Origin of the sequence: Hungatella hominis, assembly GCF_014288005.1 — a bacterium.
In the GTDB taxonomy this organism is placed as follows: Bacteria; Bacillota; Clostridia; order Lachnospirales; family Lachnospiraceae; genus Hungatella; species Hungatella effluvii.
This window is the reverse complement of record NZ_JACOPB010000013.1, coordinates 83,265-105,274: the sequence shown is the minus strand read 5'-3', so window position 1 is coordinate 105,274 and position 22,010 is coordinate 83,265. Positions and strand designations below refer to the sequence as shown.

At 48.2% G+C, this 22,010-nt stretch carries 16 protein-coding genes; all 16 read right to left on the bottom strand.

The window, feature by feature from the left end:
* Positions 1 to 8: 8 nt before the first annotated feature.
* The 16 genes from H8S75_RS22875 to H8S75_RS22800 all read right to left on the bottom strand — a co-directional run bounded on the left by H8S75_RS22875 (position 9) and on the right by H8S75_RS22800 (position 21,999).
* Entirely contained in the window at positions 9 to 557 is a 549-nt protein-coding gene (locus H8S75_RS22875) for an AraC family ligand binding domain-containing protein (protein WP_187023520.1), read from the bottom strand.
* A gap of 1 nt (position 558) precedes the next feature.
* A complete protein-coding gene (locus H8S75_RS22870; protein WP_187023519.1) occupies positions 559 to 1,785 on the bottom strand; it encodes a helix-turn-helix transcriptional regulator in 1,227 nt (408 codons plus the stop codon).
* Between the two features lie 345 nt (positions 1,786 to 2,130).
* Entirely contained in the window at positions 2,131 to 5,682 is a 3,552-nt protein-coding gene (locus H8S75_RS22865) for an InlB B-repeat-containing protein (protein WP_187023518.1), read from the bottom strand.
* A gap of 266 nt (positions 5,683 to 5,948) precedes the next feature.
* Positions 5,949 to 6,893: an ROK family glucokinase gene (locus H8S75_RS22860; RefSeq protein ID WP_002605511.1), complete on the bottom strand. Its 945-nt coding sequence runs from the start codon at positions 6,891 to 6,893 to the stop codon at positions 5,949 to 5,951.
* A gap of 52 nt (positions 6,894 to 6,945) precedes the next feature.
* Positions 6,946 to 8,925, bottom strand: a complete 1,980-nt coding sequence (gene tkt, locus H8S75_RS22855) for a transketolase (protein WP_187023517.1) — start codon at positions 8,923 to 8,925, stop codon at positions 6,946 to 6,948.
* A gap of 19 nt (positions 8,926 to 8,944) precedes the next feature.
* The gene (locus H8S75_RS22850) at positions 8,945 to 10,201 is read right to left on the bottom strand and encodes a DUF5711 family protein (protein ID WP_187023516.1); all 1,257 of its coding nucleotides are present in this window, start codon (positions 10,199 to 10,201) and stop codon (positions 8,945 to 8,947) included.
* A 99-nt stretch (positions 10,202 to 10,300) separates the two neighbouring features.
* Positions 10,301 to 11,641 carry a LysM peptidoglycan-binding domain-containing protein gene (locus H8S75_RS22845; protein WP_187023515.1) on the bottom strand — a complete coding sequence of 447 codons (1,341 nt, stop codon included), beginning with the start codon at positions 11,639 to 11,641 and terminating at the stop codon, positions 10,301 to 10,303.
* Positions 11,642 to 11,703: 62 nt separating this feature from the next.
* The gene (gene yyaC, locus H8S75_RS22840) at positions 11,704 to 12,303 is read right to left on the bottom strand and encodes a spore protease YyaC (protein WP_187023514.1); all 600 of its coding nucleotides are present in this window, start codon (positions 12,301 to 12,303) and stop codon (positions 11,704 to 11,706) included.
* A 117-nt stretch (positions 12,304 to 12,420) separates the two neighbouring features.
* Positions 12,421 to 13,170, bottom strand: coding sequence for a response regulator transcription factor (locus H8S75_RS22835; protein WP_187023513.1), 750 nt, complete (start codon positions 13,168 to 13,170; stop codon positions 12,421 to 12,423).
* Between the two features lie 13 nt (positions 13,171 to 13,183).
* Positions 13,184 to 14,869 (bottom strand): sensor histidine kinase, encoded by a 1,686-nt coding sequence (locus H8S75_RS22830; RefSeq protein WP_187023512.1) that lies wholly within the window; start codon positions 14,867 to 14,869, stop codon positions 13,184 to 13,186.
* A 101-nt stretch (positions 14,870 to 14,970) separates the two neighbouring features.
* On the bottom strand, positions 14,971 to 15,573 hold the full coding sequence (locus H8S75_RS22825; protein WP_187023511.1) for a D-sedoheptulose-7-phosphate isomerase: 603 nt from the start codon (positions 15,571 to 15,573) through the stop codon (positions 14,971 to 14,973).
* Complete coding sequence (locus H8S75_RS22820) at positions 15,543 to 16,514, bottom strand: ROK family protein (RefSeq protein WP_187023510.1); 972 nt, start codon at positions 16,512 to 16,514, stop codon at positions 15,543 to 15,545. Before H8S75_RS22820 ends, H8S75_RS22825 begins: the two co-directional genes overlap by 31 nt.
* Before the next feature lie 30 nt (positions 16,515 to 16,544).
* On the bottom strand, positions 16,545 to 18,002 hold the full coding sequence (gene betC / locus H8S75_RS22815; protein WP_187023509.1) for a choline-sulfatase: 1,458 nt from the start codon (positions 18,000 to 18,002) through the stop codon (positions 16,545 to 16,547).
* Position 18,003: 1 nt separating this feature from the next.
* Entirely contained in the window at positions 18,004 to 20,280 is a 2,277-nt protein-coding gene (locus H8S75_RS22810; protein WP_187023508.1) for a glycoside hydrolase family 3 N-terminal domain-containing protein, read from the bottom strand.
* 5 nt (positions 20,281 to 20,285) lie between these two features.
* The gene (locus H8S75_RS22805; RefSeq protein WP_187023507.1) at positions 20,286 to 21,113 is read right to left on the bottom strand and encodes a carbohydrate ABC transporter permease; all 828 of its coding nucleotides are present in this window, start codon (positions 21,111 to 21,113) and stop codon (positions 20,286 to 20,288) included.
* Between the two features lies 1 nt (position 21,114).
* Positions 21,115 to 21,999 (bottom strand): carbohydrate ABC transporter permease, encoded by an 885-nt coding sequence (locus H8S75_RS22800; RefSeq protein WP_110323545.1) that lies wholly within the window; start codon positions 21,997 to 21,999, stop codon positions 21,115 to 21,117.
* Positions 22,000 to 22,010: the final 11 nt, after the last annotated feature.

The window sequence follows — 22,010 nt, the reverse complement described above, 5'->3', positions numbered from 1 at the left end:
AAATTCAGTTAAAAGGCGGAACAGTCGATGACTTTTCCATGTTTTCGGCAGAGGACCATAATCCGCATAATAAGAGAAAACTGCATTCTTCCGCCGTAGCAGTCCGTAGATTCATTTTCCTTCAGAAGCCGGTCCCACAGCCGTTCTACGCGGCATTTATACGCCTGATCCAGACGGTAAACAGATGGATTCTCTTCAAATACCGGCACTGGACGGTGGTAGGGCGGGATGGCAAACAGAAACAGCATGGCGCCCATGTTCATCACACACTCTTCCCCTTCCAGCACACATCCCTCATCTGCCTGGGCCTTCCAGACGTGATATGGATAGAGAATAAATACCATCCCCGGCTCCAGCGGATAAACCCGATTGTTCAAAACCATGCGCCCTTTCCCTCTCCGTATGGAAAGTACGGTCACGTCCTCCCTGTTCTCGAAGGCCCCCTTCCCGTTTAAACGAAAGGCGCGCGCCTTCAGTCTCTCCGGCAGCAATTCCGGCGAAAAATACTGTTTTCCTCGAAATCCGGAGTCTTCTCTCGTCTCCAGTGAACATTCCATGTTATTTCCCTCCCGCTGCATTATCTGCCGTCAGTACAGCATTGCACAGCGCTGTACTGGAACCATCATGTATGGAAAAACGACGGTACTCTCCGGGCGTCATGCCATGGCGCTCCGAAAAGATCCGGATGAACGTATGGGAACTGTTATAGCCGCACGCAAACGCGATATCCACCACCGGCATCCGGCTGTTTTCCAGAAGCGATTCCGAATACGTCATTCGAAGCTCTGTCAGAATACCGCTGTGATCCAGACCAAAGTTCTCCTTTAACAGAGGATTTATAAAGCTTTTCTCAAGATACAGGGCCTTTGCCGTATCCTGTGTGGTCAGCGGTTCACGGTAGTGGCCAAACAGATAATTCAGGATCAGCAGCGCGCGCGTATCGATATGGGATGCCTCTTTTCCCGCCTCCGGCAGGACGGCCTTCTGGTACTCCTGGGGCGTCATCCCCTTTACCTGTTTAAAGGACCGGTAAAAGGAGGTCTCCGAATGGTATCCGACGTAACGTGCGATGTACTGCATCGTCAGTCCGCCGAAATGCATCATATCGCAGGCCCGGTCCACCCTTGCCCGGTTTAGGATGCCTGCAAAGTTCTGACCTGCCACAAGGCTTAGCTGACAGCTGACCTGCCGCACCGTTACTCCATAGACGGCTGCCAGCTTTTCCCTCGTCAGATTCTCGTTGCTGTAGGTGAAAATATGCTGGAGCAGCTTCCAGGCCAGGCTTCGCTCAAACGGCTTCCCCTGTCCCTCCTGCTGCTCAGACTCCCTCGCCGAATAGCGGAGAAACAGCGTAACGATCTCCAGAAACAGGGAATATCCCTGCACAATATCCGCGGCCCCGCTCCCGGAGCCTTCTTCCATCAGTTCTTCCATCAGCGACCTGACATCGTCTGCATCTTCCCCATACAGGCTCACCACCGGAGAGTTTTCCGTCAGGACAGTCATCGTGATCTTCAAGCTGTTCCGATAGGTGACGTAGGAAGCCGAAGCATAGTCAAACGGACAGCAGAGCAGCTCCAGCGCCTGCCCCCACTCCGGTTCAAACTGATAGATATGGTACGTGTGAAGCCAGCCGAAGCTCCCTTTTCCAAGCTCCAGCTTCACGCCATTTACGTGGAGGGTTCCGTTGCCGGAGGCCACATAAAAGAGCAGCGCCCCGCACGTAAAAACGGCTGGGGTCTTCTCTGTGACCACTCGTTTTTCAGGTTTAAATCCATAATCCATACCGGGCCTCCTCTTTTCCACTTTATCGTCATTCCAGAATGGAGTTTTCCACTTTGTAAGTGTTTTTCCACTTTTTATACATATCATTTTACTTAAAAAGATCTTCTATGTCCATACTTATGTAATTTTTTCCGGCTTTTCCTTCCTGTATGTTAACAATAAAACAAGATTGTTCATAGCCACCTGACGAAAAAATACCCCGACTACATTAAGCAGTCGGGGCAGCTTGGCAATTCTTATGTGATTGAACTGTAGTAAAACAGCCTGGTCTTCGGGCCGCCAGCGTGTTGCCCTTCCCCGTAAAAAACCGGGAGAGTAAATAACTTACCTTTTTCTTTAAGTCCTCTATTCCTCTATCCAAACACCATCTGTTCCTACGGAATATCCATCCGGAGTAACTGTATTACGCAGCAGTTTTCCTTTTGTTCCATCGGATTCCTTATTAAAGTAATACCATTTATCTTCTATCAACCACCAACCGATTGCCATACTTCCCTGAGCTGAGCCGTCGGCTGGAGAAAGATAGTATTGATTTCCATCCAGATCGGTATACCAGCCGGTCTGCATATACCCCTCAGCATCAAAATGATACCAAATACCCTTAACTTCTCTCCAGCTATTTGCGACCCAGGTTTGATCAGTATTTTTAATACGCCATCCTTTTTCTTCTAAAATCCAGTTTACATTCTGGACTGACCCCGGTCCCGAATATCCACCGGAAACATTGCTGCCCGGCCGTCCTGTACCGGCACTGTTTTCGGATGAACTGCTTCCGCCACTCTGACTGCCGGAATTGCCGCTGCCGGAATTGTCATCTGGCTGTTCAGGCTTGATATCCTTAAATACTGCAGTTACTAAGGTATCTTTCCTGCCAACTGTATAATAGGTACTGGCAGACTTTGAATCTGTAATTATTCCATCGCCTGCTAAATTCCACTGGGAAAACAATTTTCCGGACGGAATTACAGCTGTAATCTGTACTACAGAGCCTGACTCATAATCTCCGGAACCAGTTCCGCCGTTTACTGTAATATGATACCTTGTCACCGGTCGATCAGTTACAGTTACAACCGATGTTCCCAGCTGCAATGGATTAGAAACGGAAATCGCCTGAACCGTAAAGCTGTCTGCATTTTCATCTTTTGGTACAGTCAGTAATCCATTGCTGTCAATCGTGGAGGACGAAGCACCGGTCACCTTCCATGTTACATCAGAATTAAAATCACCGGTGCCTTCCACAACTGCTGAAAATTGCTGTACAGATCCTTTTTGAACCGTTGTATTGGAAGGCAGGACCTTCACATTTTTTATGACAGCAGTGGTGTCAATTTTCTTAAAGACAGCAGTCACCACCGTATTGGCGCCGCCCATAGTAAAAATTGTCGATACAGCATGAATATCAGCAATACTCCCGTCTCCACTGGTAATCTGCCACTGGTCAAAACGCTTTCCCGCTGGAACGGAGGCAGTTATACGTGTCGATTCGCCTCTCGTCAACTGACTGTTTCCGGTTCCGCCTGATACAGTCAGTGTAAAAGCGGAAACGCCGCCAGCAATTGTATTCCCTGAACTATCCTTGACAGTTCCAGATTCAATGACAGCACCATCAGGTATGGTAACTGGGCCAGTAATAATAGATGTATTATTAAAAATCAGGGATTTTCCCGATGGTATGGTAAGGGAATGATCCAGCGTAACCCTGCCCTTTGTCTTATAATTGCCATTTGATAGAATAGTCAGGCTGTTTTTTGCCTCGGTTTGTGTGGTAATTCCAGGAACCGTACAGATAAATTCTTCAAAGCGTTCCTCTGGTGATGGATTTGCAGCACCGGTGGATGGCAGAGCTCCCGGCCCGATATCACACGCCGAGGAAGTCCCCCCCTTGGCATCAACAACAGGATTACCGGTTATAACAATTTTTTCTACTATACTCGCTTTTTCAAAAATTCCATTGGTAGTTCCGCCGCTGCCAATTCCGGGGGCGCCTTCTCCTCCTCTGGCAGTTACATGGGCATTTCCTGCAATCGTTATGCTGCCGCTGTAGCCATCTGGAGAATCACCATTATTCCTTGGAGCACCGCCGCCAATTCCTGCTCCATGTATACCGCCATATGCTTTTACAACAGCATTCCCTTCTATTACAATGGTTCTGCCGCAGCCTCCTCCATTCTGAGCATAACCGCCGCCGATACCTGCGGCACCAAAATTTCCTTTGGCAGTCACATCCGCCTTGCCGCCAATATAGATATTTCCCCCGTATCCATTTCGACCTCCTCCAATCCCTGCGCATCCAGGATTACTTTCTGCCGATACGGTACCTCCGGTAATCTCAATTGTGAAGTCAATGCCGGACACAACGCCGATTGCCGGCCCCAGACTGGAATTATAAGGGGTATCGCTTAAAGGGTCGCCTTTTTTTGTTTTTGCGGTTACTTTACCGCCGCGGATATAGATTCCATCAAACTCAGAACCCACAGACCCTATTCCAACCGAATTATGTTCCCCTATTGCGTTTACGGTTCCACCATTGATTATAACAGGACCTCCTGAAGAGCCTCCTATCGCAACGCCGACATTGGCATTACTGTCTGCCAAAATGGGGGCTTCGGCATTTATTTCACCGCCATTAATTGTGATTACGCCACAGTCTCCCCCATCTTCCCAGTCACGGTAGGATGAAGAGTCTGATCTTTTCTTGCTTTCCCCGCCAATTGCTGCCGCCCCTCCTTTATCATGAATCGTGGCAGTCAGCTTCCCCGGGCCTTCAATAGTAAGTCTGGAACCTGACGGACAGAAAAGAGCGGCTCGGTTAATCGGACTTTTCAAACTGTTGTTTCCCACCAAATGCAGTGTAACATCAGCTCCCTCCATGTCAAAGGGACGGTTATTACTGCTGGTAATGGAAAGATTTTTTAACGTTATGTCAGCTTCAGCCGACTTTACCATGATCCGGTCGGCTGTAGTCTGCCCCGAAATGGTCAGTGGAGTATTCGTTTTAACAGTCAGTACTCCCCCCTGATAAACGTAATCACTTCCCGGTACGCCACCGGTTACAGTGAGGTCTCCCGAAGCTGCCAGCATATTGATGCCGCCCAGTATTACCTCAATCACAGGTTCCGGGGCACACTGGTATCCATCTTCCATGACAGCCCGAAAAAGATACGTTCCGGTAATTGGCCAGTTTCCCAGACTATCCATGACATAGTCCTGACAGACCCATTCAGTGATTGATACCTTTACCGGATCATCTTCTCCTTCAAGATTACCGGAGACTTCATCAGGAAGAAGTGTTACGATAGTTTTTACGTCTGCCTGCATCTCACTCCCGACTCCCGCCAAGAGAAGTTTCCCGTTTGACAGGTTGCTCTGATCCGTATAGCTCCAATCGGTCAATATTCTGTCCAAACGGTTTATCCTGTTGGAATCTGCCTGCACTGTCACAGATACCTCCGGCAAATCCACACCTGCCGCCAGATTATAGCCTGCCGGAAAGCGAGGCGTAAATAAATAGGTGCCTTCTTCCTCTTTGTCATATACAGGGGAACTATCCCAGTCTACAGGCAGCCGCACGTTCCTTTCATATGGAGTGCTGGGAGAGGCTGTTCTTTGCTTTATTTTTTTTGCATTTCCCGGACTGGCATAGTTTGACGCATCTTCGGAAGATGCCGTCATTATGGTTGCCTTTAAAGTCCCTGGTAAACTCAAATCTTCTCTTCCCGTCCCAGGTATAACAACCTGATTACTAATTGAACTTGGCAGTTCTTCAAGAACAATGATTTCCTTCTTGCCGTTCTCTTCCAGGCTGTCTGCAAGTGCCGCAAAACTGCCGGAGCTTAAAACCACTGCCATGGAAAGCAGAATTGGAAGAACATGATTTCGTACTGACCGCTTTTTCATATTACAGAATTCCTCCTTCGTAAGTCTTTGATAACAATCATATCATTCTTAAATTGTTTTAACAACGACCTTACAGCATAATTTACGCTTCAAAATTGTACGTTCAGAACCTACTTTTCATGTTGTATCTTCTTCTCCTGTTATGACTCTGCTGCCCAATTGTGGCCACCGCGTACACTAACAACAGGAGCTTTAAATCTGTGACAAACACAGACTTAAAGCTCCTGTTATTAGTAATTTCACTAAGTGAAGGATATTTATTCAACTTAATCCAATATCTGTCTGGCCGCCCCATAAATTCCGGCATCATTGCCCAGGGTCGCCAGTACGATTCCACTCTTATTCTTGGAGATCGGAGTATACTTATCGTAATGCTTATAAATGGTATCGATCAGGAACTGTCCTGCCTTTGACACACCGCCGCCCAGTACAAATACCTCAGGGTCCACTACCATGGATATCTGTGCCAGCGCGAGGCCCAGATAGTGGCCTACCACCTCCATCGTCTCCAGTGCCAGCGCATCGCCGGCTTTTGCGGCATCCAGCACATCCTTTGCCGTGATATCGTCGCCGAACTCCCTCATGGCAGACGGGGCATCCGATGCGGCCATCTTTCTTCTGGCCTCCCGCGCGATGCCTGTGGCGCTGGAAATCTGCTCTACACAGCCTACGCCGCCGCAGTTGCAGCTCTCTGTCTCTTCGTCACGGATATGGATGTGGCCGATCTCTCCAGCCAGTCCATGCTTGCCTGCAATAATCTTCTGGCCGATGATAACGCCTCCGCCAACGCCGGTTCCCAGCGTTACCATTACGATATCATCGAATCCTTTTCCGCCGCCCTGCCACATCTCGCCAAGGGCCGCCACGTTGGCGTCATTGCCGCTCTTTACCGGCAGACCGCCCAGGAGTGCGCTAAGCTCTTTTCCCGGATTCACGTTGTGCCAGCCTAAGTTTACGCATACCTCGACAGAGCCGTCCGGCATAACCGGTCCCGGCACGCCCAGTCCTGCGCCTACTACCTCTTCCATTGGAATCTGCTTCTCTTCCAGGGTCTTTAAAATGGAGGCCGCCACATCACCGATGATATACTTTCCGCCCTCTTCTTTTCTGGTGGGGACTTCCCACTTCAGCAGAAGATCGCCTGTAGTCTCAAATAATCCGATCTTTACACTGGTTCCGCCTACATCAATGCCAATACATTTCTTTCCCATTTTTAACTATACTCCTTTTTCCCTTTCGTATTATCCAACTGTGCTGTCACCATTATAAGGATCTGGCAACCTCGGCCACATGATCGGCAGTGAAGCCGAAATGCTCAAACAACTGGTTTGCCGGGCCGCTGGCCCCGAATCCGGTCATGGTTACACAGGCTCCGTCCAGACCAACGTATCTGCCCCATCCGAAGTCGCTTAAGGCTTCTACGGCTACACGTTTCCGAACAGACTTCGGAAGTACGGATTCTTTATATTCCGCGGACTGCTCCTCGAACAAGTCCATACACGGCATGGAAACGACACGGACCTTTCTGTCTGCAAGAAGCTTCTTCGCATTGACAGCCAGCTCTACCTCGGAACCGCTGGCAATAAAAATCAGATCCGGCGTACCTTCACAGTCATCGATCACATAGCCGCCCTTTAACGCCTCTCTGCTGCTGCCTTCCATCGGTGTTAAGTTCTGTCTCGTCAGAACCAGCGCCGTAGGTGTCTTTTTGGAGGTCAGCGCGGAATACCATGCGCACTCGGTCTCGGTCTCATCACAGGGACGGAACACATGGAAATTCGGCATGGCGCGAAGCATGGCCATCTGCTCAATCGGCTCATGGGTCGGCCCATCCTCGCCGACGCCAATGCTGTCATGCGTAAATACATAGGTCAGCGGTACTCCCATCAGCGAGGAAAGACGCGCCATGGGCTTTGTATAATCACTGAATACGAAGAAGGTAGCGATAAAGACGCGCAGTCCTCCATGAAGCATCATTCCGTTGCCGATCGCGGTCATTGCCAGCTCACGGACACCGAAGTGCAGGTTGCGTCCGCCGCGGTTCTCTCTGGAGAAGTCGCCCATATCCGACATATTCGTCTTGTTGGAAGGCGCTAAGTCGGCGGAGCCACCGATCAGATTCGGCATACAGGTCCTAATTTTATTTAAAATCTTTCCGGAAATATTTCTTGTGGCATCGGCTTTCTCCGGTTTGCTCCAGAAATCAGCACACGCCTCAATGGCTTTTTCGCCTGCGTTCTCATCGTGATAAGCATTCCACAGCGCTTCCATCTCCGGATATTCTTCGCAGTATGCCGCAAACATTACGTTCCATGCGGCTTCCGTCTCGGCCTTCTCTTCCGCGAGGTGAGCATAGTGCTCATATACCTCGTCCGGCACGTAGAACGGTTCCATAGATGGCCAGCCTAAGTTCTCCTTCATCGCCAGCACATTCTCTTCTCCCAGAGGCTCGCCGTGAGCGCTTGCCTTGCCCTGCTTGGCCGGGCATCCGAAGCCGATCTGCGTCTTAATGGTGATGAAAGACGGATGCTCGGTGTCTTCTTTTGCCTCCTCGATGGCTCGTCCGATTGCTTCCAGATCATTGCCGTCTTCCACGGTGATCGTCTGGAAACCGAACGCTTCCATACGTTTCTGGACATTCTCAGTAAATGCGATATCCGTACTTCCCTCGATGGAAATTTTATTGGAATCATAGAGGACGATCAGTTTGGACAGTCCCAGTGTTCCTGCCAGCGAGAACGCCTCGGAGGAAATCCCCTCCATCATGCATCCGTCGCCGCCCAGCACGAATGTATAGTGATCGACTACCGGATACTCCTCCTTATTAAAGACCTCTGCCAGATGAGTCTCGGCAGCCGCCATACCGACAGCCATAGCCATACCGGCGCCCAGCGGTCCTGTGGTTGCTTCGATACCGACCGTGTGGCCATACTCCGGATGTCCCGGTGTCAGGGAACCCAGCTGTCTGAAATTCATGATATCTTCTTTTGATAAGTCTCCATAACCGAATAAATGGAGCAGGGAATACAGAAGCATGGAGCCGTGGCCGCCGGATAAGATAAAGCGGTCTCTGTTGGCCCAGTTCGGGTCTGCCGGATTGTGGTTCATGTGATTTGCCCATAACTCATAGGCGGCCGAAGCGCAGCCCAGCGGAAGACCGGGATGACCGGATTTCGCTTTCTGTATGGCATCGGCGGAAAGGACGCGAATTGCATTGACTGACATGGTTTCGATCTTACTCATTGGTATTAATCCTCCTGGTCTATTGTAATCTTATCTCTTTCATGTTCTGAGGCCCGGTTACCAGCAGCGTGTTTGGAAATCTGCCGTTTCGGATCTTGGATACGGGAAAATCAAATGTTCCTTCAAACTTCAGTCTTCCGGACATATTATAAACCCTGCAAGAATCTTCATTATACAAAATTACATGCTCTCCGTCAATATCGGCCTGGGTGTACTGATAATGAAACGCCTCCGAAAATACGAGGGTCCCGTCGGGATTGTAGACGTTCATCCGGTCCGGGTTCTCGCCATCCGTGTTATTTACAATGATCCCCACATACTTGTCCGAGTAAAAGACGGATCTGATCTCCTCCTCCACCACAACCTGCTTAAGCAGCTCCGGCGACAGCGCGTTCTTTGTCGAATAAAAGGATACGCTGTTATCTGCAAACGCACAGGAATACGTGTCGTCGAGGAAATGTACCCGCGCCACAAGGGACGACTCATAGGGCTCGTCAAATCCGCCCACCACCCGGTCCGGTACGCTCTTTCCGATTTCCGCAAAATTGTGAAATGCGACACGGCCGTTAAGCGCCCCGTTCTTCAAGTAAGCATACGCGCCTATCAGCTGTGTTCCGTCAGGGGAAAGGCTGATATCCACCGGGTATCCGGTTTCGCCGTTTAACAGCGCCTTAATCTTTACGTCCAGGACATTGCCGTCGTTCTTATAAAAATAGATATAGTTCGAGGTGGAATCTTCCAGAACCGCGGCGACAACGCCGTGGGCCGAGATTGTGGCTTTGATGATCGGAAGCAGTGTGGTTGCCGTCCCTGTAGGACCCGACTTGTCAAATATATAGATGCTGTTGCCCTGCTGGTCCGCCACTGCCGCGTAATTGCCGCTCACACAGGCCGTGGGGGACTTCATCTCAAAGCTCTGCACCCAGATTTCTTTTCCCTGATTATCGATGTAGGAAGCGCCATCCTTGCTGTATTTCAAGACGTTTCCGCCAAAATCCATATAGCCCACGAAACTGCCTTCCTTCATCTCTTTTTCCCACACGACGTCATAGCCCGTATACTGGTAATACCGGAAATACTGAAACAGGCCAATGCCGACCGCAATTAAGATCACACCAATAATCAGGAAAATCCTGAGCCGTTTCAGTTTGACACGTTTTCGGGCCTTCCGGACGATTTCCTCACTGTCTTCTTCCTGAGGGGCAGGTGATGGAACGATCTGCCGTCTCAGCTGTCTTTTTTTAATTTCTCTGTTCATAGAGTCTAAATCACTCATTATGTTTTCTCCTAAAAAATGCCGTAAGTGGTTTGATTGTAGTATACATCATTTCCAGGAGAAACGCATTATTTTTTTCTTTCCGCGAGACCGCAAATTTTAAGGAAGCAGAAGCTGCTGGCCGGATACGATCTTATTTTCGTCCTCCAGTCCATTTAACTCGCAGATTTCCTTTAATTTATTTACATCGTGATATTCTGAAATACAGATCCCATACAGTGTCTCTCCATCCTGAACTACGTGCACTCTCTGGGTACCTCCGGCCGCCGCCTGGGAGGCGCCGCCATTCTCTGCCGGCTTGCTTCCCGTATCACTTCCGCTCTTCTGGCCGTCCCCGGTCTGCCCGCTTGCCGTGTTTCCGGCTGAACTCTGGCCGTCAGAACTGTTCTCCTGAGACGCGCCCTTATTTCCGCCCGGCGTCTGTGCATTCTCCTGGCCGCCGCTTCCGCCCGCTTGATTATTGCCGCCGTTCTGTCCACTTCCGGCCGCCTGGTCATCCCCGCCGTTCTGGCCGCCCGGCTGCGTCTCCGACATGGTTTCCTTTGTCACGGCAGCCGTCGTCGGATAGACTCCGCCCTCCGCTTCTTCCACCACCACATGAGACTCTGGCTTATCCTTCCCCGCCGCATTATCCTTCCCCATCAGGGCAGACTCCACCCGTTCCGGTATGGCCGACGCAATGACGCTCTCCATCTCCTGCATCCGCTCATAATTATTAAACATGACGATTCCGCCTGCCAGAATCACGATGGACATTGCCATGCACATACCACGTAAAAGCCCAAGAGTCTGGTGCCTGTCCGTCACCTCGTCCTTGTGCTCATCCATCCGCTTTCTGAATTCCTGAATAACCTTCTCATCCGATCCGGACTCAATTCTCTTCACATCCTTCCGGAGAACCATATAGTCCTGCATCATCTGGTTTCTTTCATAGTAAATACTGTAGCCGCAAAGCTTATAGAATCCGTCCTCTGACGTTATGTAAACCGATTCATCTCCCTCCGCACCACTGCTCAAATACATCAGCTTATTGGGTCCCTGAAAATACTGGACATGCTGCTTCCAGTAATTGAGAGGACTTAAATCATTTCCGGGCGCTCCGCACAGAAACCAGCCCTGGACGGACCGTTTCGGAAACAGCTGCTCCACACTCTGATACGCCTTTTTCCACGCGAGCTCTGAAAAGACCACTTTCTGGCCCTGTTCCGTCACATCTTCCATTTCCATGGCGCCGTCGATAAAGATATACGGCGTCCCATCATTCATTTCCACGCTTCCGAGCAGTAGGCCGACCCGTAGGTCCTGTCCACCCGCCGGATACAGACGTCTCAAATACGTATTCACGTAGTCTTCCACATACAATTTTACGATCTGGTCACGCTCCCCGATCTGCCGTATATTCTTCGGCAGCTTCGGGAACGGATTGTACAATTCTCCCATAGGCTCACCCCGCTATTCATTTTAATCCAATGAATCATAGCACAGGATGAGCGCAAAACCTGTCAAATGAGGGAAGCGTTTTCCCATAACTTTTCGACAAGATAAATGCTTCTGCTGATGCAGTCCGCCATCCGCATGACGACAGACAGCCGGATGCTCTGAAGCATTAAGGGATCGAAGCTGCCGCAGCTTCCGACAATACCCGTGATAAAAATGTCGCCTACCGCCTTCAGCTCCTTGCTGACTCCAAGCCCGGGCTTCAGCGATCCCTTCCCAAGGGTCACATAACCGATATGCTCGATGTTCCCCACCGAGGCATCCACCGCCACCACCACATGATCCGGATACTGAAATTTAAGGATAGCCTGGTAGGTCTCTAAATTCATGGCATGGACGGGGCGTTCCAGCGTTCCCAGAATCTCCACCCGCTCAAGTCGCTTTTCCTTCAGCTTGTACCCAATTAACGGTCCCAGACTGTCTCCCGTGGAGCGGTCGGTGCCGATACAAAGGAACACAACCCCCGCCGTCTTTCCGTTTTCCTGTTCCGTACATATCAAATCATAAAGCCTCGAAGCAAACTCTTCCGCCTCGAAGGACTGTTTTGTATCATAATAATAAACTTCCCGATTGCCGCGGATTGCGATGCGTTCCCATAGTCTCATAATTTCCTGCCTTGATGTCCTTCTTGTTCTCTGTTCTATTATAAGCCGTGAATTCGGGAATTATTCACAGGGAATAGAATACAAGGCAATTGACCATCGCATTTCTAAAAGCAGCTTTTACTCTGATCTTTTATGTTTCTTGTACTGGCTGAATGACATCCCGGTATATTTGCGAAAACATCTTCCAAAATAGTCTGCATCCGAAAATCCTACCATCTCTGCCAAATTATAAATCATTAATTCTTCATCAGCCTGCTCCAATTTCCGCATAGCCTTTTTCATCCGCAGTTCAAAAAGGTATTCGGAAAAGTTTACTCCTGACTGCTGCTTAAACATCCTGCTCAAGTAACTGGCATTCACATGGAATTGATCCGCAAGCTTTCCAAGCCCCATTTCCATGTCCATATAATTTTCCTCCAAATATTCCATTACATTTCCGATAAGCCCCTGCTCCCTCTTTCCACCCATGGCAATCTCCGGCAGAGTTGCCCTGGATCTTGCTTTTCGGTACAATATTTCCGACAATGCCTTTTCCAGCTCTGCCCCATCAACCGGCTTTAAAATAAAGTCAGAAACCCCTAAACGCAGCCCCTTTCTGGCATACTCAAACTCGTCATAACCGGTGATAACAATAATCTCCGTATCCGGCCATTTCCTGCGCACTTCTCTGGTAAACTCCAGGCCATCTAAGCCCGGCATGGTAATATCCGTCAATATAATATCTACCCTGTTTTCTTCCATAAAATCCAGTGCTCCTGCCGCGTCTCCCCCCTCATACACCAAATCCAGATGAAGTTTTTCCCAGGGTACACAGTACTTAATTAAATCCCTGGCCAGCGTTTCATCATCCAAAATCATGATATTCATTTTTACCTTCTCCTTAACCATTAAAATCAGTTACATGTATCGTAATCTCTGTTCCCCTGTCCGGACAGCTGTGAAGCTCCACACAATCTGTATCTCCAAAATAAAGGCAGATACGTTCTATCGTTTTCTGCAGTCCAAATCCCTGTCCCCCATCAGATTCTCTGTTTCCATTTAAAATATCACGAATCTGGCTTTCGTACATACCCACACCATCATCAGCAACAGTTACACCTATCGTTCCTGTTATCTCTTTTTTCACCGTTATTTTAAGCGTCCCCTTGTGCCCCAGTGGTCTAAGGCCATGGTAAATGGCATTTTCCACGAGGGGCTGCAGCATCAGCTTTGGCACACTGACTTCCAACAGACTCTCATCAATCTCCCGTTCCACCATAAAAACTGACTCGAAACGAATCCCCTGTACTATTAGATAGTCATTCACTATCATCAGTTCTTCTCTTAAAGAAATAACATCTTTGCCCTTGCTTAACGTTCTCCGATAGAAATTGCTGAATGCTTTTACTACGTAGCAGGCCTGTTCCTTTCGGTCTGTCACGATCAGTGCACTGATATCATTTAGAGTATTATACAGAAAATGAGGATTAATCTGTGCCTGCAGCAGACTCAATTCCATCTTTCGCAAATTTTTCTGCTCTGCCACAATTCGCTCAAGCAGCTTTTCTATCCGATCAGTCATGCAATTATAAGCTTTCTCAAGCTGTCTAAGTTCCAATGTATCCGATTTTAAGTCCACATGAACCAATACATCTTCTCCTGTCCGGTCGATTACCCCAACCATCCTTTTTAACGGCAGTAAAAAGCCTCTGATAATTACATAAATACCAAGAAACAAAACACAACTGTTTATCGCCAGCACAATCAACGTAATCTTTCTGCTTTGTAAATACGCGTCATCCATTCTTACCATGGGTGTGGCACTCGTATACTCCCATGTAAAACCTTCATTTTCCACTGCCAGGCGGGCAATACAGCTTCCCTTTTCATATTCCTGCGGCAGCTTGTCGAAATCCTTTATTACGCTTCCTTGACTGTCCTGAATTTTTATATCCAGATCATATCGATGCAGCGTGTCGTGGAAAGCGCTGCTTAATTTATCCATACTAATCTCGATTACAACTATGCCCATCTCCTGAAAATCTGTTATACTCTGTAAATCAAATACCATAGAAATATGTGATTTTGAATCGGAGAATAATGCTTCAGGAAGTATATCCCATCTGCCCTTATAATCGGCCGCCTCGAGAAACAGCTCCGCGTCCTCTTTTAAAATTAAATTTCCAATTGTCTCCCCGCTTCGCTTAACACCATAAAGTTTTCCATTTAAATCGCGGAAAATAACAGCCTCTATCTGGTCCGAAAACTCCGTAATATTATATAAGGTGCGCTCCATTCCAATCTGTGCTTCCAGACTCGGTTCCGTATTCTGGCGGTTTACCATAGCCTGAAAAGCATTCCCCATCATAAGTGCAGCCGCAAATCTGTGAATATATTCAAACTGGCTGTTCATACCATCATTGATTGAGCTTAAGGTCTGCCCTGAAATCCGTTCCATCTCCCGCCTGCTGGCTCCCTCAATCACGCTCCAATAGATAAAGGCACTTAAGACCGTACAAAATAAAAACAGCGCTCCGGTAAAAACCATCATCTTCATACCAATGGAAGCTCTTTTTACAAATTGCATATTCCCCTCTCTTTCTCCCTTCATGTTTTCCGGAATTCTTTTGTTTAAAAAGATAATTGTTTCCAGGATGGCGCAAAAACGGCCAAAAAAATGGCCGTTTCTTAAAAAAAATATTCTTCCAGTCTCGCACACAGATAATGATAAACAGGCAGATGAAGCTCCTGAATTCTATAAGTTTCAGTCTCAGGAACCTTAATTGTTACCGTACAGAGCGAATCCATCTTACTTTGGATTCCTCCTGTCAGCCCTACCGTCTTTAAACCCAAAAAGTTTGCTGTTTTTACCGCATTTAATACATTTTCTGAATTTCCGGACGTCGATACTGCTACCAATACATCCCCAGTTCTTCCATATCCATACGTCAACTGGGCATATACCATATCCGGGTCTGCATCATTTGCATAAGCCGTCACAATTGCTGACTGAGCCGAAAGGGAAATAGCCGGAAGCGCCCCCTGCAGCTGAGCAAACAGCTTAACAGCCTCTCCGTTATCTTTCCAAGCTTCCGGCACTGCTGCCGGCCGCTTTTTCAAAAATCCTTTCATCAATTCCCCTACGATATGATCGCAGTCCGCACTGCTCCCACCATTTCCACAGAGCAGTAATTTCCCTCCTTTTTGTAGTGCCTTCTCCACTATAGAGACAGTTTCTTCAATTTCAAAACGGCAGCTTCTCAGTGCCGGATATCTGTCATACAGTTCCATTCTTTCCTCCCATAAACAGCAGTAGCCAGTGCTGCATAGTCCCCAATCTCTTCTCCTAAAACAGCCGGCAGAATCCTGCAGTTTTCAAGTGCCCCTGGCAGACACTCCCGTTCCAGCACTTGCCTCATGGACGGCTCTAACAGCTCCCGGCATCTTCCATAAATACTTCCCAGTATGATCATCTCCGGATTCAGCGTATCGATGAGAAGAGCCAGAGCTTTTCCCAGCTTTTCTCCGCAGATGCGAAATACCTCTGTCGCAGTCTCATCCCCCCGCTTTGCGCATTCAGCCACGCATCTCGCGGTAATTGTCTTACCCGGCCCCCAATAAACCGTCCCTCGTCCCTGCTGTTCCCGCTCTTTCGCCGCCGCTTCCGCCAAAAGAGCAATTCCGCCGCCGCTGCAAAAACCCTCAAATGATCCCATTTTTCCAAATCCCACAGGTCCATACGGTTCCAGCCGAATATGCCCAACTTCTCCCGCCAGGTCCTGAGCACCTGCATAAAGTCCGCCATTTAAGATCAGCCCTGCACCCATTCCCGTCCCAAACGTGAGAAATATCAGATTTTTCATTCCTTTTCCGGCTCCGAATAACCATTCTGCCAGTGCCCCGGCATTTGCGTCGTTTTGCAGATATGCCGGAATCTTCAGACGCTCTTCCAGAATACTGGTAATGCACACATGATCCCAGCCTGTTAAGTTGGGGGGAGACAGAATAATTCCTTCCCGGCTGTTTAACGGACCGCCGCAGCTGATTCCTACCGAAGTCTTTTCTTCGCTCCATTTCATAACTTCATCCGCAAGAATTTCAATAACCTCCTCCGGCGACCGGTCTTTTGGCGTCTCAATCTTCTTTTTATGAACGATTTCTATACGTCCGTCCAAAAACATTCCGCCAGTTACAGCACATTTTGTTCCTCCTATATCAATTCCTATGTACATGCAGCCCTTCCCCCTTTTCCTGCCTATTCTTTATCTAGAAAAACGCTCGCTCTCATCCACTGCCGGAACGTAATCCCAGGCAGTTTCTGTCTTCTCCATTGCTTCTTTTACGATTTTCTTTTTTCGTATTGATTTATCCAGATAGTCCAGCACTTCCTGCGGATTAAACCGGTTTAAGATCAGCCCTTTAAGTTCTTCCTCAATCTCACTGTACTCCGCTGTTCCAGACAGATTGATCCTTTCCTCCGGATCTGTATCCAGGCAGAACAGCTGCGTCTCCTTCTCATGAATATAAGTATACTTGTAGGCACCCTTTCTGACCATATAGCAGGGCCAAAGAATTGCTTCGCCATGGGATTCACAAAAAACAGGGCGATCTACAGCCAGCGTTTTTGACACCAGGGAAATACCGTCCACCTCCTCCATCCGGGCCGCCCCACTCAGATCTGCCAGCGTAGGTGCTAAATCCACAATAGACACAGGTGTACGAACCCTTTCGCTCCGGCTGTCCGGATAGTGAATCAACAGCGGGATGCGGCTGGACCACTCATAGAAGCATCGCTTTTGAACCATACCTCGCTCCCCCAGCATATCCCCGTGATCACTTGTAAAAATAATAATAGTTTTTTCATACAATCCTGTTTCCTTTAAATCACTTATCAATTCACCGACCTTATCATCTATGTAAGTGACCAGGGCACTGTATGCCCGTCTAACTGCATACAAATTTTCTCTTCCCTTCACAGGAAATATATCCGTTCTGTGAAATCCGGTATTCAGCCACTTGTCCAGAATTGTATCCCCTTCCTGTGCGGCATTCTCGATATCCGGGATGGTGATATCCTTTCCCTCATATAAATCCCAGTACTTTTGGGGCGGGTTGAACGGATCATGGGGATGGTGATACGAGACACAGAGGAAAAATGGATTTTGGGCAGAACTTCCATGGGTATACAGATACTCCCTTGCCTTCATATGGGTCTCTTCATCGTATTGCAACCCCTCATTCCATTTCCGCGGTCCCGCAGTCCGGGCATTGTAATGAATCGCATTTCCCCATGCCTCCGACTGAAGAATATGGTTTTCCTCATCGACATAGTTGGGCAGCCATGAAAATCCTGAAGGATAAATATCAGTAGTCAGTCTTCTGGAAAAGCCATGAAGCTGATCAGCCCCTACAAAATGCATTTTTCCGCACAAAACAGTATCATATCCCGCATTGGACAAATAATGGGCAAATGTAGGCTCCTCACAGGAAAATGCTGATGCATTATCGTAACAGTGCAGCGCTGACGTATACTTCCCTGTCATGAGCGAAGCCCTGGCAGGAGTACAGAGCGGATTCGATGTATAAGCATTTTCATAACAGATACTTGACTGCGCCAGTCCTTCTATATTTGGGCAGATCACTTCCTTATTTCCGTAACAACTCATCATATATGGAGTCATCTGATCCGCCATAATCATTACTATATTATACTTTTCCATTTCATTTCTCCTTCAGCGTAAATGTGCACGATACATAGTCCCAGGCATTTACGCCAATCATAGCTTCGAAGTCGCCCGGTTCACTCCCATAGGTTCCGTCCAATCGGGTAAAACACAGCATCTCCTCAGACACATCAAACTCCACACGCCTCTTTTCCCCCGGTTCCAGTTCTTCCCTTAAAAATCCCTTTAACTCCTTTGCAGGTCTGGTAACCGAAGATTTTCTATCCCGTATATAAAACTGTGGCACGCAAACACCCGCTCTCTGTCCGGTATTCTGAATCCAGGCGCTGATGGTAAGCTTCTCGCCCGGCAGAAAGCTCTCGCTGCTGGCAGAAATATCAAAAATTTCAAAGGTTGTGTAGCCAAGTCCATATCCAAAGGGGTAACGCGCTTTCTTTGCCCCTAATAAATAACCTTTCATCAGGCCGGAATCCCTCTGACTATAGTAGACCGGCATCTGACCCACGTTATAAGGTATCGTCACCGGAAGCCTCCCGGATGGACTAACCATACCAAACAGGACTTCCGCTACCGCACTCCCGGTCTCCTGTCCCGCATAAAAGCACTGGAGAACAGCGGATGGCTGATCGTACAGTTCCGCACTGCTATATGGCTTTCCTCCCACAGAGACAACAATCAATGGTTTTCCCGTGCTGCTGAGACGGCGAAGCAGTTCTCTCTGTTGTCCCGCCAGTTCCAGTGTATCATTATCTCCGGAGCTATTATTTTTAAAAATTGCTTCCCGGCTGGTCGAAGCGCTTCCCCCTACACACGCCACCACAACATCACACGTATTGGCAAGACGCACCGCCCTGTTTAAACACACTTCCTCTTCTTCCAACGTATATAGCTCGGGTTCTTCTATCATGGTCGCATCAACCTCTGTATCCATCGATATTTCCTGCTTTGTTAACCCACAGCCTTTTTCATAGAATACCTCTGCCCCAAGCTTTGCTGCCGCCTCTTCGATCCCCTGTAAAATACTGACACCTTCAGCCGGCGCTGTACTGTAATAGCTGAAATGTACTGGATGGGCACATGGACCAGTTACGGCAATCTTAAGCGGCACGGACGTCAAAAGCGGAAGAATCCCGTTTTCGTTTTTTAACAGAACAAGACTTTCAGCGGCAGCACGGAAGGCTAATTTTCCGTGTTCCCCGCAGCGCACCAGTTTTCTGGCCTTCTTCGGATCAGTGAACGGTTGTTCAAACAACCCCAGTTCAAATTTCAGTCGAAGTACCCGCATTACCGCCTGGTCCAGGCAGGCAGACAGCTCTGCATTTCCTCTGCACAGTTCCGGAAGAAACATATAGCTCTTCCCATCCGGCAGATCCATGTCCACTCCAGCCCGCAGCGCAGCAACGGCGGCATCCAGTCCGCAGTCTGCAATGCGGTGCACACTCTCCAGCCTGCCGATATCATAATAATCCGAAATGACAACACCATTAAATCCCCATTTATCCCGCAGAATTTCTTTCAGCAACTGATAGCTGGCATGGCATGGAACTCCATTTACTTCCGAATGGGATGGCATGACTCCCCGGGCTTTTCCTTCCATAATCGCTCGTCTGAAGGGAGGCAGAATTTCATCCCAGAGCATCCGCTCTGTAACATGACAAGGCGCAAAATTGCGTCCCCCATCACACTGGCCGTATCCCGCGAAATGCTTGACCGATGCGGCCAAAAAACCTTCCTCAACGCCATCTTCTCCACCCTGCAGACCCGTTACCGCAGCATACCCCATTTCAGAAACGAGATACACGTCTTCGCCGAAGGTCTCCTCCAGCCTTCCCCACCTTAGGTCTCTTCCCAGGTCCAAAACCGGGGTAAACGCCTGATTTCCGCCTCTGGATGCAGCTTCCGAACCGATTGCCCGGTAAACCGATCTCACCAGCTCCAAATCGAAGGTACAGGCCAGGCCAATTGGCTTTGGAAACATGCTGGCCCCCTTCGCTACATGACCGCTTAAACACTCTTCCTGAATCAGCGCCGGTATGGAAAATCTGCTCTCCTCCATAGCCATTTTTTGAATCTGATTAATAACGGCTGCACTGTCCTCAGGACAAAAACTTCTTCCTGGAAGCTGAAATGACCCAATCCCGTCTTTTAACGTCCCTTCCAGCCCATTTATCTGCACCTTCCCCTGAAACACCTCTGCCTCTACAACAGGTATGGACTTAAGCTGCGCTGCTTTTTCTTCCAGAGTCATCCGCTTAATCAGATCTTTTGCCCGCTCCTCGGATGAACAGCTGCTGTCCCGATAGATTTCTTTCACCACACTCACCCCTTTACCGCTCCAGCCAGCATCCCTTTCTGCATCTGCTCACTCAGGAACAGATAGATCAAAAATGTAGGCGCCGTAGCCACTAACATTGCCGCACCAATAGGACCCCAGTCCGTCATATAAATACCCTGAAAGGACATAACGGCCACAGGCAGCGTCTTCATCCCGGCTTCCGTCGTAAATGTCAATGCAAACATCAGCTCATTCCAGGCATTGATAAACGTAAAGATGGCAATGGTTGAGAGCGGTATTTTTAGCAGCGGCAGAATTACCCGAAAGAACACCTGATAGATATTACATCCGTCAATGCAGGCTGCCTCTTCCAATTCGACCGGCAGTGTCTTTAAAAAACCCGTCATTATAAACAGTGCCACCGGCAGTGCAAAAGCGGTATAGGGAATAATCAGGGACCATCTGGTATTTAAAATTCCTATATTTTTAAACAGAATGAATAAGGGTAACAGGGATGCGTGAACCGGAATCATAATCCCCGCCAAAAAAACCATTATCAATGCTTTTCCATATTTAAACCGCATTCTTGTACAGGCATAGGCAGCCATAGTGGCAAAAAGAAGTGTAACAAGCATGGTCATAACAGTCACGATAACGCTGTTAAACAGGTAGATATGTATCTTTAAGTTCTGAAACACTCTCGTATAGTTTTCAAACACAAACGGTGCCGGCAGAGAAAAGGCCGGACGGTTAAATATCTGATTATTATCCTTAAGAGAGAACAAAAAGAGCCATACCAGGGGCATCAGCTGTATGATTAAAAATACATTCAAAATCGCGTACTTAATAATTTTCAAAGCCCTATTCTTCATACTATTCCAGCCTTTCTTCCGCTTTTTTAAACAGCCTGTTGACTACCAGCGCGTAAAACAGACAGATACCAACAATTACCATCGCCATGGCGCTTCCCGGACCATAGTGATACTTTGAAAAAATTGTCTTATACATCGTAATTGTAGGCACCTCGGAAGCATGTACCGGTCCGCCCTCCGTTAATATATAGATTAAGTCAAATGCTTTCATGGATCCTACTACCATGAAGGTAACACTCACCTTTAACATTGGCATGATATTGGGCATCGTAATATTCCACGCCAGCCTAAACCGACCCGCTCCATCAATCTGCGCCGATTCGTAAATCTCCTTTGGCAGCGATTTAATTGCAGAATAAACGATCAGCATATGATATCCCATCCACTGCCATACACTGGGAAGTGTCGCTGCTATCATAACTGTCTTCTTATCAAAAAGCCAGTTACGCTGCAGCTGTTCTAAATGCACAGCTCCCAAAAACTGATTTACCAAACCGATAAGCGGATCATACAGTTTCATCCAAAGCTGCCCAGTTACGGAGGTCATAATGATAACCGGTATAAAGTAAATGGTCCGGTACAGCTTTTCCCCCCTGACACAGTCCGCAATCAGCACTGCTAAGATTACGGCTGTCGGCAGCTGCAAAATCAATGTGCAGGCCAGGAAAACAAAAGAATTTCCGATTGCACTGCGAAAAACCTTGTCATGCAACAATGCCTGATAATTCTTTATCCCTACAAATTTGGCCTCTCCCATACCGTTCCAATCCAGAAGACTAATGACTCCGGAACTGACAATCGTTACCAGAATCACCATGGAAAAAATAAGAAATGTGGGCAATATAAAAATTGCAATTGCTTTTTTATTTGACATCATTTTGTTCATGCAGCTATCCC